Annotated in this window: 12 protein-coding genes and 1 pseudogene; 11 read left to right on the top strand and 2 right to left on the bottom strand. The window is 43.1% G+C overall.

Features of this window, described 5'->3' with window-relative positions:
• Positions 1 to 146: 146 nt before the first annotated feature.
• The 7 genes from DWW85_RS00865 (at position 147) to DWW85_RS00895 (ending at position 12195) form a co-directional block, all read left to right on the top strand.
• Positions 147 to 2429 carry an efflux RND transporter permease subunit gene (locus DWW85_RS00865; RefSeq protein WP_117807184.1) on the top strand — a complete coding sequence of 761 codons (2283 nt, stop codon included), beginning with the start codon at positions 147 to 149 and terminating at the stop codon, positions 2427 to 2429.
• A 20-nt stretch (positions 2430 to 2449) separates the two neighbouring features.
• Positions 2450 to 4765: a hypothetical protein gene (locus DWW85_RS00870; protein WP_117807185.1), complete on the top strand. Its 2316-nt coding sequence runs from the start codon at positions 2450 to 2452 to the stop codon at positions 4763 to 4765.
• A 619-nt stretch (positions 4766 to 5384) separates the two neighbouring features.
• Positions 5385 to 6008: a TetR/AcrR family transcriptional regulator gene (locus DWW85_RS00875; protein ID WP_117807186.1), complete on the top strand. Its 624-nt coding sequence runs from the start codon at positions 5385 to 5387 to the stop codon at positions 6006 to 6008.
• A 99-nt stretch (positions 6009 to 6107) separates the two neighbouring features.
• Positions 6108 to 6809 carry an ABC transporter ATP-binding protein gene (locus tag DWW85_RS00880; RefSeq protein ID WP_021944944.1) on the top strand — a complete coding sequence of 234 codons (702 nt, stop codon included), beginning with the start codon at positions 6108 to 6110 and terminating at the stop codon, positions 6807 to 6809.
• A gap of 1 nt (position 6810) precedes the next feature.
• On the top strand, positions 6811 to 9321 hold the full coding sequence (locus tag DWW85_RS00885) for an FtsX-like permease family protein (protein WP_117807187.1): 2511 nt from the start codon (positions 6811 to 6813) through the stop codon (positions 9319 to 9321).
• 529 nt (positions 9322 to 9850) lie between these two features.
• Positions 9851 to 11140: a dihydroorotase gene (locus tag DWW85_RS00890; protein WP_117807188.1), complete on the top strand. Its 1290-nt coding sequence runs from the start codon at positions 9851 to 9853 to the stop codon at positions 11138 to 11140.
• Between the two features lie 62 nt (positions 11141 to 11202).
• Entirely contained in the window at positions 11203 to 12195 is a 993-nt protein-coding gene (locus tag DWW85_RS00895; protein ID WP_117807189.1) for a Gfo/Idh/MocA family oxidoreductase, read from the top strand.
• Here the strand turns inward: DWW85_RS00895 and DWW85_RS00900 are convergent.
• Positions 12178 to 12930 (bottom strand): helix-turn-helix transcriptional regulator, encoded by a 753-nt coding sequence (locus DWW85_RS00900; protein WP_173788480.1) that lies wholly within the window; start codon positions 12928 to 12930, stop codon positions 12178 to 12180. The two genes, DWW85_RS00895 and DWW85_RS00900, sit on opposite strands and share 18 nt — an antisense overlap.
• A gap of 242 nt (positions 12931 to 13172) precedes the next feature.
• Between DWW85_RS00900 and DWW85_RS00905 the strand changes: the two genes are divergently transcribed.
• The 4 genes and pseudogenes from DWW85_RS00905 (at position 13173) to aguB (ending at position 18002) form a co-directional block, all read left to right on the top strand.
• Complete coding sequence (locus DWW85_RS00905) at positions 13173 to 13790, top strand: cytidylate kinase-like family protein (protein WP_021944939.1); 618 nt, start codon at positions 13173 to 13175, stop codon at positions 13788 to 13790.
• A gap of 183 nt (positions 13791 to 13973) precedes the next feature.
• Positions 13974 to 15329, top strand: a complete 1356-nt coding sequence (locus tag DWW85_RS00910) for a Na+/H+ antiporter NhaC family protein (protein WP_117807191.1) — start codon at positions 13974 to 13976, stop codon at positions 15327 to 15329.
• Between the two features lie 20 nt (positions 15330 to 15349).
• Positions 15350 to 16999, top strand: a complete 1650-nt coding sequence (locus DWW85_RS00915; protein ID WP_117807192.1) for an amidohydrolase — start codon at positions 15350 to 15352, stop codon at positions 16997 to 16999.
• A gap of 148 nt (positions 17000 to 17147) precedes the next feature.
• A pseudogene (gene aguB, locus DWW85_RS00920) lies at positions 17148 to 18002 on the top strand (N-carbamoylputrescine amidase).
• Here aguB and DWW85_RS00925 read toward each other — a convergent pair.
• Positions 18003 to 18308 carry a DUF1294 domain-containing protein gene (locus DWW85_RS00925; RefSeq protein ID WP_347470661.1) on the bottom strand — a complete coding sequence of 102 codons (306 nt, stop codon included), beginning with the start codon at positions 18306 to 18308 and terminating at the stop codon, positions 18003 to 18005. It lies immediately after the preceding pseudogene.
• Positions 18309 to 18311 lie beyond the last annotated feature (3 nt).

The raw sequence follows: 18311 nt of genomic DNA on the forward strand, positions 1-18311 counted from the left end.
GTTTTGACATTTCCGGATAAATGTCAAAAAAATTGTCAACCCTAAAATCTTGTATAATTACAAACAAACAAAATAATCATATTCTATGAACGGAAACAAGAAAAAGGTTTCCGTTCATTTTTTGTATTAACGAAAGGATTGATTCTATGAACAAATTTGGAAAGGCGATTGTAAAGCTTCGTGTACCGATCTTAATTATCAGTATCCTGCTTTTGATCCCGGCAGCGATTGGTTTCTTGAAAACCAGAGTAAACTATGATGTACTTTCATATTTACCAAAGGATATCGAAACCATGAAAGGTCAGGACATTCTGGCGGATGATTTCGGAACGGGTGCTTTCTCCCTGTGCCTGGTAGAAGGGATGGACGATAAAGATGTCGTCAAATTAAAAAAACAAATGGAACAGGTAGACAATGTTGATTCTGTAATCTGGTATGACTCGATTATGGATATTTCTATTCCGGATGAGATTTTACCGAAAGATATCAGAGAGGCATATCGTAATGATGATTGTACGATGATGGCAATTATCTTTAAAACAACAATGTCTTCCGATGAGACAATGGAAGCGATCACTCAGATCAGAAAGCTTGCAAGTAAGCAGTGTTTCATCAGCGGAATGTCAGCCGTTGTTACGGATACGAAGGATCTGTGTGATAAAGAGGTTCCAATCTATGTAACCATAGCAGTTATCTTATCGCTGATCGTATTATCACTGACTATGGATTCCTTCCTCGTACCGATCTTTTTCTTATTAAGTATCGGTATGGCGATTGTATATAACTTGGGAACAAATGTATTTAAAGGAGAGATCTCCTACATAACACAGGCACTTACCGCAGTCCTGCAGTTGGGTGTAACAATGGACTACTCGATCTTCCTGTGGCACAGTTATCAGGAAGAGAAAAAAGTAAATGGCAAAGAGAATAAAGAAGCTATGGCAGATGCGATCGCTTCCACCTTCTCATCTGTTATCGGTAGTTCGATCACAACAGTAGCAGGTTTCGTTGCACTGTGCTTCATGACCTTTACCTTAGGCCTTGACCTTGGTATCGTTATGGCAAAGGGTGTTGTTATCGGTGTTATCTGTTGTGTAACCGTACTCCCATCCATGATCCTGATCTTTGATAAGCCGATTGAAAAGACCTGTCACAGATCTTTACTTCCTAAGTTTGATAAGCTTAGCAAATTTATCGTGAATAAGTACTGGATCTTCCATATCTTATTCCTGATCCTTCTGGTTCCTGCGTTATATGGTTATACACATACAGATGTTTACTATAACCTCGACAGCTCATTACCGGAGGATCTTCCAAGTATTCAGGCAAACCAGAAGCTGGAAGAAGAATTCAATATGAACTCTACACATATGATTCTGCTTGACAGCAATCTGGATGAAAAGAGTATTAATAAAGTTATTTCAGAAATTAAGAATGTCAAGGGTGTTAAGACTGTACTTGGTCTGGAATCTGTAGTTGGTCCAATGATTCCACAGAGTATGATCCCACAGGATTTGAAATCCAAGCTTGACAATGGTGAATGGAAGCTGATGTTAGTCATGTCAGAATACAAAGTAGCAAGTGATGAAGTAAATACACAGTGTGATGAGATCAATACGATTCTTCACAAATATGACAGCAAGGGTATGCTGATCGGTGAAGCTCCTTGTACAAAGGATCTGATCGAGATCACAGATAAGGATTTTAACACAGTAAGTACCGTATCCATTGGCGTTATCCTGCTGATCATATTATTCGTATTCAAATCCGTATCACTTCCGATCATTCTGGTATGTGTAATCGAATTTGCAATCTTTATCAATATGGGTATTCCGGCATTTACAAATACAACATTACCGTTCATCGCATCCATCGTTATCGGTACGATCCAGCTTGGTTCTACCGTTGACTATGCGATCCTGATGACAACAAGATATAAGAGAGAGAGAAGTAATGGCCTTGCTAAGAAAGAAGCAGTTACAGTTGCACTTCAGACATCTATGATTTCCATTATCGTAAGCGCATTAAGCTTCTTTGCCGCAACCTTCGGTGTTGGCTGTTACTCCGAGATCGATATGATCAGTTCTTTATGTACGTTGATGGCAAGAGGAGCTATCATCAGTATGTTTGTCGTCATCTTCCTGCTTCCTGCAGCGTTGATGTTATTCGATAAGCTGATTATCCATACAACAATCGGATTCAAGGGTATTACCGGCAAACAGAAAGTAGCTTATGCCGGAGCGGGAAATGTTGATCCGGCTTCGGAACAGAAAACGGCAGATGATGATGATTTCCTGAATGAAGACAGACCATTTGCAAAGAAGAAATCCGGAAACTTTGATAACTATGATTTTGATGACAGTTACAGTGACGATGATAAATATATAGATGTAAATAATGATTCCAATGGTCCTGCTGACCGGCAGTAGTAAATTAGGAGGTAATTAGTATGAGTTATAAAAATATGAAAGCAAGAAAAAGATTTATGGCGATCGCTCTGAGTGGTGCAATGATGTTATCCGTTACAGGCTGTGGCAGTACAGCAACAGGAGATGTACAGACATTAGAGAACCCGGAGATCATGAGTAAGAGCGATGAAGAATTGTCAGATGTACTTGAGAATTCTGTCGGACTTTCCGAGAATACAGACAGTGATAAAGATGAAACCGTTTACGTTATTGCTGATGCAGCAGGTAATAAGCAGGACGTTATCGTCAGTGAGTGGTTAAAGAACACAGATGGTGAGGCAACCATTAAGGATAGCAGTAACCTGACTGATATCGAGAATGTAAAAGGCGACGAGACATTTACAGAGAATAATGGAGAACTTGTATGGAAGGCAGATGGCAATTCCATTTATTATCAGGGCAAGTCAGAGGAGCAGGTTCCTGTAGAAGTTAAAGTTACTTATTATCTGGATGATCAGGAGATCACACCGGATCAGCTGGCAGGCAAGAGCGGCAAGGTAAAGATGAGATTTGAATATGTCAATAATTCAAAGAGTGGAGATGTATATACTCCTTTCCTGATGGCGACCGGTATGATCTTATCAAATGACAAATTCTCAAATATCAAGGTTGAGAATGGTCAGGTTGTAAATGATGGAAACAACAGTATCGTTGTTGGTATGGGTATGCCTGGTCTTCAGGACAGCCTGGATCTGCAGAAATTAGATGTTGAGATTCCGGATTACTTCGAGGTTACAGCAGACTGTACAGATTTCTCTCTGGACATGACAATGACAGTTGCTTCTACCGGATTCTTATCCAAGGACAGCGATAACAAGGATCTGAAGGATGCTGAATCTGATATCAACGAACTGATCGACACATACAGCGATGGTATGAATTCCCTCGTTGAAGGAATTACAGAATATACAGATGGTGTATCTTCCGTATCCGATGGTGTTGGTCAGGTAAAGGATGGCGCAGACAGCTTATATCAGGGTTCCTTAACTCTGGCACAGGGTGTTGATTCTGCAACAACAGGTGCTGGTACATTAAAAGCAGCATTTGAAGGTGAAAATGGTATCTTATCCGGTTCCAAGCAGATCAGCGACGGACTTGCAACATTAAACAAAGCTGTAAAGGGAATCGAACTTCCAACCAAGACAGAATTAAGTGATAAAGAAAAGAAAGCAATCAAGAGCACGATCACAGAAAATATTACAAATAACCTGACAGCAAACAAGGATAAGATCGCAGATGGTGTTGATAAGGATGCTGTAACAGCAGAGGCACAGAAGAATGGTAAAGCAGCAGCACCTTCTAAGGAATCCGTTGTAAAAGAAGCACAGGCAGCAGCGCCTTCCGCTGATACAGTTGCAGCAGAAGCACAGGCAGCAGCACCTTCCGCTTCTACGGTAGCAGCAGAGGCACAGGCAGCAGCACCTTCATCATCAACAGTAGCATCCGAAGCATCTGGTCAGTTTGCAACTTATTTCCAGGAATTTGTATCTGCTTATACACAGATGACAGGTTCCCAGCCGGATGATGCAACACTTGCTGCATTACAGGGAGCATTTGCAACTGCATATGGTGATGTATATGGAGCAGCTTATAAGTCAGGATATGGTACAGCTTATGGTTCCGGTTACAAATCCGGTTACGGTACAGCTTATGGCACAGCTTATACATCCGGCTACAGCACAGCATACGGTACAGCATATACCAATGCTTTCACAGCAGGTTATGGCAGTGCATATGGTACAGCTTATAAGTCAGGATATGGTACAGCTTATGTAGAAGGTTATAAGTCAGGATATGCAACAGCATATCAGGATGGTCTTTCCTATGGTGCGAATCTGGTACTTGGCAAGCTGAGTTCATTCTCCGGACAGATCACAACTCTGAAGAAGAGTGTAGACGCTCTGGCAACTGGTGCATCAGCACTGAACACAGGTCTTGGCAAGGTATATACAGGCACTTCTGATCTGTATAATGGTATGGTTAAGTTGAATGGTGGTGCAGGCAGCCTTACAAAGGGTGCAAATACTCTGAAAGAAGGCGCAGGCACATTAAAGGATGGCGCATCAAAGCTGACAGATGCAAGTGGTGACTTAAAGGATGGCAGTAAGCAGTTATCAGATGGTACAGATAAGATCGTTGATGCAGTAAATGACGCAGAAAAGGATCTGGATTCTCTGTCAGAAAAGTGCGATAAGGTCATCAAGGCCGGTGAAGCTTATGAATCCTTCGGTGGAATCTCAGATGATATGAAGGGTAGTGTTAAGTTTATCATCAAGACCGATTCAATCAGCAAATAATTAATAAATGAAAATCGTTTGCCCTATAAAAAGCATTGGTTGGATTTTGTTTACGATTTAAGACAAAAGGATACCTTGTTAGGACATCCGAAGTAGGAAAAAAGAATATAGTTTGACATAGGGGCTCCGGTTTCGCATGTTTTTCAATGAATCAATCCTTGAATATATGCCGGAGCCCTTTTAATGTGTACTAAGTGCATTTCCGGTTTTATATTCTGAATATGCCGATTACTTCCTCTTGATAAAATCTCTACATGAGACGCACTTGTTTTTCTATTTGAAACACATGCCTGATTCACACCTGCTCCGTGCTAACTCGCTCTTCGAGCTCAAACAAGCACCCGCAGGTGTTGGCAATGTGTTTCGCATAACGAAAAACTGCGTGAATGTCGTCATGTAGAGGTTTTATTATACGGAAGCAACGGCAATTATGTTATATGAACCGGAAATGCCTGTTGCAGCATGGAAAGGCGTCAGGCAGATTTAATGTTTAGCCGGAAATACAGAGGCTATTATATAAAAAAGGGGTTGACATATATACAGTTTAGATGTAACATAACGGTGTTATGTGAATGGGCGTTCATATGTTAGAGCAGGATTAAATTGGTGGTGAGATGAGATGAAGGACGATCGGGAGACAAAAGAAAAGCTGCTTGCAAGTGCAGAGCATGAATTTATGGAGAAGGGCTATCAGGGTGCATCCCTCCGTAATATCTGTAAGAATGCAGGTGTGACGACCGGTGCATTATATTTCTTCTTTAAAGATAAAGATGATATATTTGCTTCACTGGTGGCACCGGTGCTTGGAAGTATCCGTACGATGATGGAAGCACATATGCAGCAGGAGTTGCAGGAGGTAAAAGGCGAGCTTCAGGAGGGGAAGGATGATTTCAGCGATGACATCTATGCATCCCGGCGGATCATTCATGAACTGTATCAGAATTATGACCGGGTACAGCTTCTGCTGACAAAGAGTCAGGGATCAAGTCTTGCAGGATGTATTGATGAATTTGTGGCATTTACAGAGAAGAATTACCGGATGCTGGCAGACGCACAGGCAAAGGTGTGTGGAGTTGCTGCACCGGATGATTATACGATACACTGGATGGCACATATGCAGATCGATGCATTTGTCCATCTGCTGACACATGAATCCGATGAAGAAAAAGCAGTTGCCCATCTGAGAGACATATTGAAATATCTGCTTGCCGGATGGTATGCACTGTTTCAGAGAGATGAATAGATAACAAAAAGCTATGTGAAATTTTATTTTGCATAGCTAAAAAAATGATAACAACATAACGGTGTTATGTAAGCGAAAAAATAACAGGAGGAAGCGAGTATGTATTTAGAGGTATCAGATGTAAAAAAAAGTTATGGAGAAGGTGGAAGCTACATACAGGTTTTAAAGGGAGTATCCCTTCAGGTAAAGCAGGGCGATATGTGTGTCATTCAGGGAACCAGTGGTTCCGGTAAGTCTACGTTATTGAACTGTATCGGTGGACTGGATACGATCGAATCCGGTTCGATCAAGGTAGACGGAACCGAGATCGCAGGCATGAAAGCAGATGAATTATCTGACTACCGAAGAGATTATCTGGGATTTATCTTCCAGTTCTATAATCTGGTACCGAACCTTACCGTGCGGGAGAATATACAGATCTGTGAATATCTGACAGATCAGCCGCTTAATATGGATGAGCTGCTTGAGATACTGGGACTGACAGAGCATCAGAATAAGTTTCCGGCACAGTTGTCAGGTGGTCAGCAGCAGAGATGTGCGATCGCAAGAGCGCTGATCAAAAATCCGAAGCTGCTCTTATGTGATGAACCCACCGGAGCACTCGATTCCAAGACATCAAGGGATATTCTGATCCTTTTGGAGAAGATCAATGCGACTTATGGAACGACAATGCTGATCGTAACGCATAATAATTCCATTAAGAATATGGTCGATCAGGTCGTGATCGTAAAGGATGGTCAGATCAGGAAAGATTATTACAATGAGACAAAGGTACCGGCAGCAGAATTGGAGGATTTATAAGATGCAGAAAGTATTGAGAAAAAGGATTTGGAGAGATTTCAAAAGCAACCTTCCAAGATATCTGGCATTGTCCCTTCTGATCATACTTACCATGTATCTGGTAGTCAGTCTGGTCGGTGCGGCAGAGACGATCATTCGCGGAAGTAAGAATGCTGACAGCAGACAGTGTGTTGAGGATGGAGATTTTTCACTGTTCGTACCGATGAAGAATGAAGAAATGGAAGATCTGGAAGCTGATGGTGTGGCGATCGAGCCACAGTTCTATATGGACTATGAGATTGACGAGGATCATACGCTCCGTATCTTTGCAAACAGAGATGAGATCAATAAGATCGATCTGGTAAAGGGTACACTTGCAGAAAAGGAAAATGAGCTGGTGGTAGAACGCCAGTTTGCAGAGAAGAATGATATATCAGCAGGTGATGTGCTTACATTTGGCGGACGGGAATTTACCGTTACCGGAATCGGTACAACACCGGATTATGATAACGTATTAAAATCTTTGGGAGATACCGGGTGCGACTGCCTGCATTTTGGTACGGGATTTGTTGCAGCTGATGTATACGATACACTTCGTGCAGAAGAAAAAAGTATAAAGTCAGAGGAATATTATTATGCATACCGGTTAAATGGTGCTATGACGGATGATGAATTAAAAGACCGCCTGGAGAAGCTGGAATTTACATCCGGAGATGTAGAAGATCCGTTTTTTCAGGAATACTGGAATCGTACTATGGGACAGAAGGACGATCTGACAGATGGTATTCAGGAGCTGTTAGATGGAGCAAAAGAGTTAAAGGAGCTTAAGGCATTTGACGATGGAATTATAGAATATACAGATGGAACAAAAGAGGCTGAAGATGGTTCCGATGAGTTGCTGGATGGTATTCAGGAGTTAAAGGATGAGACAGATGATATGATCGATGACATCTTCTCAGAGGATGCACAGAACCTTATGACCTTTGTAAAGGCAGGGGATAATGCGAGAATTCAGGCGGCTTCTGGTGATCAGGAATTATACCGGAGCGTTGGTACGATCGCAGGTGCGATCCTGTTGATCCTGATCTCTTATGTATTATCAGTGTTCGTTGTACATTCGATCGATCAGGAAAGTGCCGTTATCGGTGCGTTATATGCACTTGGGGTAAAGAGAAAGAATCTGATGGCACATTATGTAACACTTCCGACTGTGATCACATTTGTTTCAGGTCTGATCGGAACACTGCTTGGATATTCAAGCCTTGGTGTGCCGATCCAGATGCAGGACTGCTACAACTATTATTCCCTTCCGGATCTGGATGTTATCTATATGCCATATCTGTTCATTTATGGAATCGTGGTTCCACCGGTTATTTCTATAATCGTTAATTCACTGGTTATCCGAAAGAGGCTGTCGAAGCCGGTTCTTACAATGATCAGGAATGAGCAGAAGGTTGGTAATGGTAAGGATATAAGGCTTGGAAATATGAGCTTCATGAATCTGTTCAAGATCCGCCAGATGCTTCGTGAGAGCCGTACCGGATTTACGGTAGTATTTGGAATGTTTGTAAGTCTTCTGCTGGCGATGATGTCACTGGAGATATATACTTACTGTGCGAATGTAAATCGTGATTATGTAAATGATACAAAGTATGAGTATATGTATACCTACAAATATCCGACAGAGGAAGTTCCGGAAGGTGGATATGAGGCATATGCAAAGACACTGAAAAAGAAAATTTACGGTTACAACTTTGACATAACAGTTATGGGACTGACAGAGAATAATCCGTTCTTTGATGTGAATCTATCAGATTCATCCAGTAAGGTTGCGATCAGTTCTTCGATCGCTTACAAATACGGCCTGGATGTTGGTGATACTCTGACACTAAAGGATGATGAAGCAGATAAGATCTATGCATTTGAGATCGCATCTGTTGCGCAGTATGCTCCATCCTTTATGGTATTTATGCCATATGACAAGGCGCTTGAGTTATTCGACGAACCGGAGGATTATTTCAATGTTGTATTTTCCGACCATGCACTCGATGTCGAGACCGGAAGATTATATGCAACAACGACAAAGACCGATGTGAAGAAGGCTGCCGGTATCTTCTCGGATATAATGCAGGGAATGATCCTTACAATTGGAGGAGTATCTGTTCTGATCTTCATTGTTGTAATGTATCTGATGATGAAGGTTATGATAGATCGGTCTTCTTTCAACATTGCGTTGATTAAGATCTTCGGATACCGGAATAAGGAAGTGAAGAAGATGTATCTGGATGGTAATTTCTATATCATAACGATAGGAGCATTGATTTCGATTCCACTGACCAAATGGATCATGGATGTGGCTTATGAGCCTGCCTTTGTTCCGAATATTGCCTGCGGTATCGACAAGTCCTTCTCATTCTGGATGTACCTTGCCATCTTCGCAGGTATCCTGATCCTGTACTTCATCATCAACCATCTGCTGATCCGCAGAATCCGCAAGATGGTGCCTGCTGAAGTGCTGAAGAACAGAGAGTAGTAATTGCGAACATATAAGTTTTAATGTGAATGAGCTCGCTTGATATTACCAAGCAGGGGACGCTTTCGCTCGTTTCGGTCTGCAGCGGTACTAAGATGCCGCATATGCGCCATCTAAGGACCGGCGACCTCAAATGCCCCTGTCTCGGTAATTCAACGAGCTCATTCATAATTTAAGCTGAGAAGTTCGCAATTATTCTTTTTCGCCCAGTATTATAGCTCAAACAAGCACCCACAGACGCTGGCAATGTGTTTCGCATAACGAGAAACTTCGTGAGTGTCTCATGCAGGGGGATTATGTGGAAGTAATACCAGTTATGATGTAAGAACCGGAAATGCTTGTTGCGTTCATATAATTAAGATGTTACAGCAGATATAAGATAAGAGCAAAAAGGCGGTTGTGTTGAAAAGACAGGTTGTGGTAAACTGGCATTGCAGGCAGGTGGACCAGGTATAGCATAAAGAGAGTCTCAGGATGGAAGTGAGATATGGCACATGCCTGCGGATAGTATATATCAGGAGGATATTGCATGTTATTAATAAAGAACGGCAGGGTCGTTGATCCTGTGACAAATACAGATCGGAAGCTGGATGTGCTGGTTGATGGTGAGGTGATCACAGAAGTGGAACAGCAGATAGATCCGGAAGCATGCAGGGAAAAGTATGGTACAGATGATGTTTGCGTGATTGATGCGGAAGGTCTGGTGGTTGCACCGGGGCTGGTCGATACACATGTACATTTCAGAGATCCGGGCTTTACTTATAAAGAGGACATCGAGACCGGAGCAGAGGCTGCCGCTTATGGCGGATTTACGACGGTTATCTGTATGGCAAATACGAAGCCGGCAGTTGATAATGTAGAGACACTTGAGTATATTCAGAGAAAAGGGGAAACGACCGGGATCCATGTGATCCAGACGGCGACCGTTACAAAGGATCTGAAGGGAAAAGAACTTGTAGATATGGAACTGCTGGCAGAACATGGTGCTGCCGGATTTACAGATGATGGTATCCCGATCATGGATGAAGAAGTCTTAACGGAGGCAATGTTTCGTGCGAAAGCGCTTGATCTGCCGATTAGTCTGCATGAAGAAGATCCTGCATTTGTAAAAGGTGCAGGTGTGAATATGGGAGCCGTATCCGAGCAGCTTGGCTATGGTGGGGCTTCCAGAACAGCAGAGGATGTCATGGTCGCAAGAGACTGTATCCTTGCCCTTCATACAGGAGCATCTGTCTGTATTCAGCATATCAGTTCCGGAAATTCCGTTGAGTTAGTAAGGCTGGCAAAGAAGCTTGGTGCGGATGTTCATGCAGAAGCAACACCACATCATTTTACACTGACAGAGGATGCAGTTCTGACCTATGGAACAATGGCAAGAATGAACCCACCGGTCAGAGAAGAAGCGGACCGGTTGAAGATCATTGAAGGTATTCAGGACGGCACGATCGATATGATCGTAACCGATCATGCACCGCACAGTGCAGAAGAAAAGGCACGTCCGATGGCACAGGCACCGAGTGGAATCACAGGCCTTGAGACATCACTGGCACTGGGAATCCGTTCACTGGTACAGCCGGGCTACATCACACTTATGAAGCTTATGGAGCTGATGAGTAAGAACCCGATGGAGTTCTACCGGATGACACCGGGCAGCATCCAGGCGGGAGCGCCGGCTGATATTGTGATATTTGGAGAAAATGAAGAATGGACCGTTGAACATTTTCATTCCAAAGCCTTGAATTCACCGTTTTTTGGTTGGACACTTCCGGGAAAGCTTCATTACACGATCTGCAACGGTAAGATCGTAGCAGAGAACTAGAACACAGGGGATACGGGTACATACAGGGAATCATACATTTTTTTGTACAGGAGAAAGAAGAAATGGCAAAAGAATTAAGATGGGCAGTACTTGGTACAGGTGTAATTGCAAATGAAATGGCACAGGCACTGGAACAGATGGGTAAATCCTTATATGCGGTAGGAAACCGTACCCATGAGAAGGCAGTTGCATTTGCGGAGAAATATCATGTAACAAAGGTATATGATGATTTTCATGAGATGTTTACAGATCCGGAGATCGACATTATCTATATTACAACGCCGCATAATACCCACATTGAATTCCTGAGACAGGCACTTGCAAACGGCAGGCATGTATTGTGTGAGAAGTCGATCACGTTGAACAGTGATGAATTAAATGAGGCATTGCAGATCGCAGAGAAGCATCATGTGATACTGGCGGAAGCCATGACGATCTGGCATATGCCATTATATAAGAAATTATGGGAGATCGTATCATCCGGTGAACTCGGAAAAGTTCAGATGATACAGTTGAACTTTGGAAGCTATAAAGAATATGATATGAATAATCGTTTCTTTAACATCAATCTTGCCGGTGGTGCATTGCTTGATATCGGAGTATATGCACTCAGTCTGATGCGCAGCTTCATGGCAGAGACACCGGATCAGGTGATGAGTCAGGTGCGGTTCGCGCCGACAGGGACGGATGAGCAGGCAAGCATCATCCTGATGAATAAAGAACAACAGATGGCAGCTATTACGCTGTCCATGCATTCAAAGCAGCCAAAGCGTGCAATGATCAGTTGTGAAAAAGGGTATATCGAGATCATGGAATATCCAAGAGCTGATAAAGCGATTATCGTAGATGCTGCAAGCGGAGCAGTTACACCGGTAGAAGCCGGTGAAACAAAGCGTGCGCTTGAATATGAGATGCGGGATATGGAAGAAGCGGTACAGTCCGGAGATGTAAGCCGGATGCAGATGCCTTTTACCAGAGATGTCATGAACATCATGACAGACCTTCGAAAGAACTGGGGCTTAGTCTATCCGGAAGAATCAGGAAAGACGGAGTAGATCCCATTTTGATGAGGTTCCGGTCTTTCGGAAGATATTCTGTAAGTGCTTCTGGATCGTGTTCTCACTGATCCCGAGAGTGGATGCAATCTCATCGTTATTTGCAAATGAAAAGATCAGAGACAGGATCTCTGTCTCTCGTGGAGTAAGGTCATAGCCTTTTGCAAGTGCCGGGATACGGTTTGCAAGAGCGGTATGGCCTTTCTCTTTTTCCGGATATAGGATCTGTTCATAGGTTACGTTGATATGCTTGCCAAGAGAACGGAAGAAGAACATATCATCGTCTGTAAAATCCCCATCGATCTTGGTCCGAAACAGCGTCAGGATACCGGAGAATTCTCCACTGCAGATCATGCTGTACTGTAAGGAATCGTAGACATGGAATTTCTGATAACAGTGCTGATAGAGAGAAGAGTTCAGACGGACATCATCATTTACCAGATCGCTTTCTCTTACAAGCTGGGATTCCCGTACATTGTTGATCCAGAGCAGATGATCCTCACTCATATGATCGATGTAGAGCAGTTCTGCTTCATAGAAATAATCAGGAAAGCAGACCGGAGTCGGTACGATCTCAGTTCGGTTTTCCGGATTGACGGAGATAATGCTCGCATAAGTAAATGGGATCAGCAGGCGAAGCCTTGGGAGAAATTCATCTCTCAGTGCTTCATAGGATTTACATTGGTACAGCGTATATACGATATCGTTATAGATCAGAAAGTTGTTCTTTTCCATTGTGGGTCTCCTTCGTGTGAAATGATGTTGATTTTCAGGCAGATGCCAAGACTGCTTCATTTGCGTAGCAAGCCATCCGGTCGAAAGTTATATAAATACAATTATATATTGCAAAATACTTGTTTTCAAGTATATACTACCGAAAATGATTAGCATTTACCTCAAATTAATAATTGAAAAACAGTAGGAAATTGAGATAAGCTATAAAATGAAAAAGAGATCAGAGAAAGGAAGCGTTGCGGATGAAGGATAAAAAATATGTTATAACAATTACGAGACAGTTCGGAAGCCTTGGAAGACCAATCGCAAAACTGATGGCAGAACAACTGGGAATAGAGTATTACGACAGAGATATCGTGGATCAGGCAGCCAAGCAGTTGAAGCTTCCCGCTTCTGTTGTAGACGAAGAAGAAGAAAGCGCAAAGAAGATCTTCAAGAATCCGTTTTCCAGGATGGTACTTCCGCTTGGCGGTGGCACGAACAGTACACAGGATGATATTTTCGATGCACAGCAGAATATCATACGATTTCTTGCAGAGAAAAGCTCATGTGTGATCGTTGGACGCTGCTCTGACTTTATCTTAAGTGAGATGGACAATGTGATGAATATATTCATCTATGCTCCGTACCCGGATCGTGTTGAGAATTGTGTGAATTCGATGGGACTGGAAATCGATGAAGCCCGTAAGATGATCGTAGCCGTTGATGAGGCGCGTGATTCCTATCACATGAATTATGCCGGATATAAGCCGGGGGACATCAATCATTGTGATATCCTGATCAACAGCAGTCTGCTCGGTGTAGAAAATACTGCAAAGTATCTGGCAGAACTGGTACGTGAGAAGTTTATCAGTGATTAATAAGGATTAGACGTAATTAAAATCAAGTAGAAACTTATCATATATAATAATTGTAAATAAGTAAATGAAATTGTAAACTAAAAGCAGTTGATACGAAGGCGTATCTGCAATGCTATAAGGCATTGCGGATGCGCTTTTTGTTGTTTTATAAGGAAAAATACAAAACGGAAAGGAAGAATGGTTATGACACATGGCTTGGTGGCACTGTTAATAGTGCTGATCGTAATTGTCGGTTCGATACTGACACATCGCTGCGAAGAATTTATGATCGGGGGTTCTCTGGTCGGCGCGGCATTTTTATTTAAAGGTTCATTTCTGACACAATGGTGTACGATGCTTCAGGAGACGATTTCGGAAAATGTCTGGATCGTTGTAGTATGCGGATTGTTCGGCAGCCTGATCGCCTTACTTCAGACAGCAAAGGGAAATTATGGTTTTTCTAAGTTGGTTTCCAAATTATGTAACTCAGAGCGAAAGACATTACTTACCACATTTATACTTGGTATATTGATCTTTGTAGATGATTATCTGAACGTTTTATCGATCGGTGCCTGTATGAAGGGTGTTTATGATAAACGTAAGATACCGAGAGAGACACTGGCGTTCATGCTGGATTCCACAGGTGCTCCGGTCTGTGTTCTTCTTCCGTTTTCAACATGGGCAGTTTTCTATGCAAGTCTGTTCATTGATCAGCCGAGTGTACAGGCATATGGATTCACCTCCGGTATGAAAGCGTACTTAAGTGCCATTCCATTTTGTTTTTATCCAATCATTATATTACTGATCGTATTTTTATTCTGTATGGGAATCATGCCCAAGCTTGGTGGTATGAAGAAAGCATATAAGCGAGTAGAGGAGACCGGCAAGGTCTACAGTGATGCCAGCAGAAAGTACAATCATGAAAACCGTGCAGGTTATGAAGAAGACGGAAATATCTGGGATTTCGTTATTCCGATGGCAGTCCTTGTAGCGATCGCCATTATTACAGGTGATCTTCTTCTGGCAGTTGTTCTTGCGATCGCATGTTGTATGCTGATGTATCTTCCAAGAAAGATTATAGCTGTAAATGAGATCTTTGGTGTGATCGTAAAGGGATTTGCGGATATGCTTCCAACCCTTACCTTACTGGTACTTGCGTTCTTATTGCAGAAGGTAACAGAACAGCTTAACATGACAGATTATATAATCGATCTTGCACAGCCATTATTAACAGGCTCTCTGTTCCCGATGATCACATTTATCCTTGTTGCGGCGCTTTGTTTTGCAACCGGATCCTTCTGGGGCATGAGTGCAGTCGTTGCACCGATCGTATTCCCGCTTGGCGCAGCAATCTCCGCAAACCCGGTTCTGATCATGGCAGCAATTATCTCCGGTGGTGCATTTGGAAGCCATGCATGCTTCTACTGTGATGCAACGCTTCTATCATCGAACAGTGCAGGCATTGATAATATGGAACATGCAGTATCCCAGCTTCCATATGTTATGATCGCAGCTATGTTGTCAATCATTGGCTTCCTGATCTGTGGATTTATAGTTTAGAGTAAAAGGGGGCATGTGATATGGCAGAATATATTATAAAGAGCCGAGCAGTATTTGATGGTCGGGCGGATAGCTGTAAGCCGCTTGCTGTCTGGATCAAAGATGACAGGATAAAGAAGCTCCTGCCATATGATGAGACAAATGCCGTTCCGGCGGATGTTCCGATATACGATATGCGTGACAAGCTTGTCATGCCGTCCTTTATCGATGCACATACCCATATATTTACCGGAGCGGTAGCCGCAAGTGAATATGTATGCAACACGTTGGATGCCTGCCATTCGGAACAGGAATGTGTGGAGCAGATGGCAGCATATGTAAAGGCGCATCCAGGACAGAAGCGAATCCGCGGAACTGGATGGTTTATCGGGAACTGGACGGAGGATCGTATGCCGGACAAGCGAAGTCTGGATGCATATTTTCCGAATACTCCGGTATATCTGGAATGTGCGGATGCACACAGCATGTGGCTGAATTCAGCAGCACTTGCTGAAGCCGGGATCAGACCGAATCCGAGTCTTGCAAATGGCATGATCGAGACTTACCCGGATGGAGAGCTTACCGGAATGTTGATCGAACCGGAAGCCTATGCGCCCGCCATGGAAAAGTTCATGGATTTTACGGATGAAGAAATGACAGAAATACACAGACATTTCAAACAGGTACTTGCGGAGAACGGAGTTGCAGGCTTAAGTGAGATGTTTGCAGAAGATTATACAGAAGAGACTTATAAGAAATATGAATTGCTGAAAAAGCTGGATGATGAAGAAGGGCTGTATGCAAATGTATATGTCTACACGAAGTTATTTGGCTATACCTCATTTGAAAAGTTCTTTGAGATGAAGGAAAAACTGGATTCCAGACATTTTCAGATCACCGGTTTAAAGGGGTTTATTGATGGGGTGACGGAGACTTATACCGGACTGCTCTTAGAGCCATATACAGACCGCCCGGATACCTGTGGGGAGAAACTTCCGCTCTGGCCGAGAGCGAAGATGCAGGAGGAGATCACTGCGGCAAATGAGGCAGGCATACAGGTCAGACTTCATTGTATCGCAGATGGTTCTGTGCGCATGGCGCTTGATATGTACGAGGAAGCGGAAAAAAGAACCGGAAGAAAGGATCTCAGAAATACGATCGAGCATATCGAAAATATTCATCCCGATGATATCAGGAGATTCAAGGAACTGGATGTCGTAGCATCGATGCAGCCATATCATCTGATCCTGTCCAATAATGATAAGATCGTGCGGCTTGGAAAGAAGCGGTGCAGATATGAATGGCCGATGAAAAGTATCACGAATACAGGAGCGGCATTTGCAGTCGGAACGGATTACCCGGTTGTGGGATTAGATCCATTTCAGACAATCTATGCGGCAGTGACCAGAAAGGATGCAGACGGAAGAATATCCGGTCAGAATCCGTGGGAGGCCATTGATATGGCGACAGTCTTAAAAGGATATACCTACGGAGCTGCTTACGTCTATCAGGCAGAAGACCGAACCGGTTCGATCGAAGAAGGCAAATGTGCAAATCTCATCGTGCTGGATCAGAATCTGTTTACGATCGATCCTGAGAAGATACCGGATACCAAAGTGGTATGGAATATATTGGAGGGACAGACGATATATGACAGACTGAACAATCTGGCAGGTGCGAGTGGAATATAAGCCGTTGCAAACAGACAACCGGCGGAAGATAGATTTGGCAGATGTAAGTAGAAGGTAAGCCGGAAATCAATGGCAGAAAATATAGGATAAAGAAATAAGATGTTCTGATAACAGTATATAGATATTTTGATAACAGGAGGATATGAGTATGAGAAAGGTAAAGGTAGCGGCTACCCAGATGAGCTGTAGCTGGAATAGAGAAGAAGTGTTAGACAAGGCAGAGAAGCTGGTTCGAAAGGCAGCAGCAGAAGGTGCAAATATTATCTTGTTACAGGAATTATTTGAAACTCCGTATTTCTGTCAGAAGCAGAAATTTGAATAGTTTGATCTGGCAAAGCCACTTTCAGAAAATGCAGCAGTAAAACGATTTACCGAGGTTGCAAAAGAGCTTCAGGTTGTTCTGCCGATCAGTTTTTATGAAAAGGCGGGAAATACAGCATTTAATACAATAGCGATCATTGATGCAGATGGAACGATCCTTGGAACATATCGTAAGACCCATATCCCGGATGGACTTCCATATGCGGAGAAGTTTTATTTTACACCGGGAGATACCGGATTTAAGGTATGGAAGACAAAATATGCAGATATCGGCGTTGGCATCTGCTGGGATCAATGGTTCCCGGAGGCTGCCAGAAGCATGGCACTTCTTGGTGCAGAGCTGTTGTTCTATCCGACTGCGATCGGAAGCGAGCCTACATTAAACATTGATTCGAAACCACACTGGCAGCATGCGATGCAGGGACATGCAGCAGCCAATATCATGCCGGTGATCGCATCGAACCGTATCGGAACCGAGACGGACGATGAATCTTCAATGACATTTTACGGTTCTTCCTTTATCGCAGATCAGACCGGAACGATCGTGGAGGAGGCAGACCGTGAGACAGAATCTGTGCTTGTCCATGAATTTGATCTGGATGCGATCGCACAGATGCGTAGAGAATGGGGCGTGTTCCGTGACCGCAGACCGGAGATGTACGGAACTTTGATGCACCATTAATTAAAAATATTTCAAGTATAAGATCACACACATAAGTTCAAGAATGAAGATTGCAGGAAGCCCAATGTAGAATTTGGGCTTCCTGATTTTATGTCGGAATAACAGCATACCAAGAATCGCACCAAAGATTCCGAACACTCCGGCGAGGATCAGGTGGGCTTCCGGGATGCGCCACTTGTGGTGGATGGCTTTCCATTTGTCGATGCCATACAGGAAAAATACGATCAGATTGATCAGGATATATGTACTTAAGAATAAATGATCTTTTATCAGTTCAAATAACATATGTGGTTGTACTCCTTTCATCCG

It is taken from the genome of Clostridium sp. AF17-21AC (assembly GCF_003461365.1).
In the GTDB taxonomy this organism is placed as follows: Bacteria; Bacillota; Clostridia; order Lachnospirales; family Lachnospiraceae; genus Coprococcus; species Coprococcus ammoniilyticus.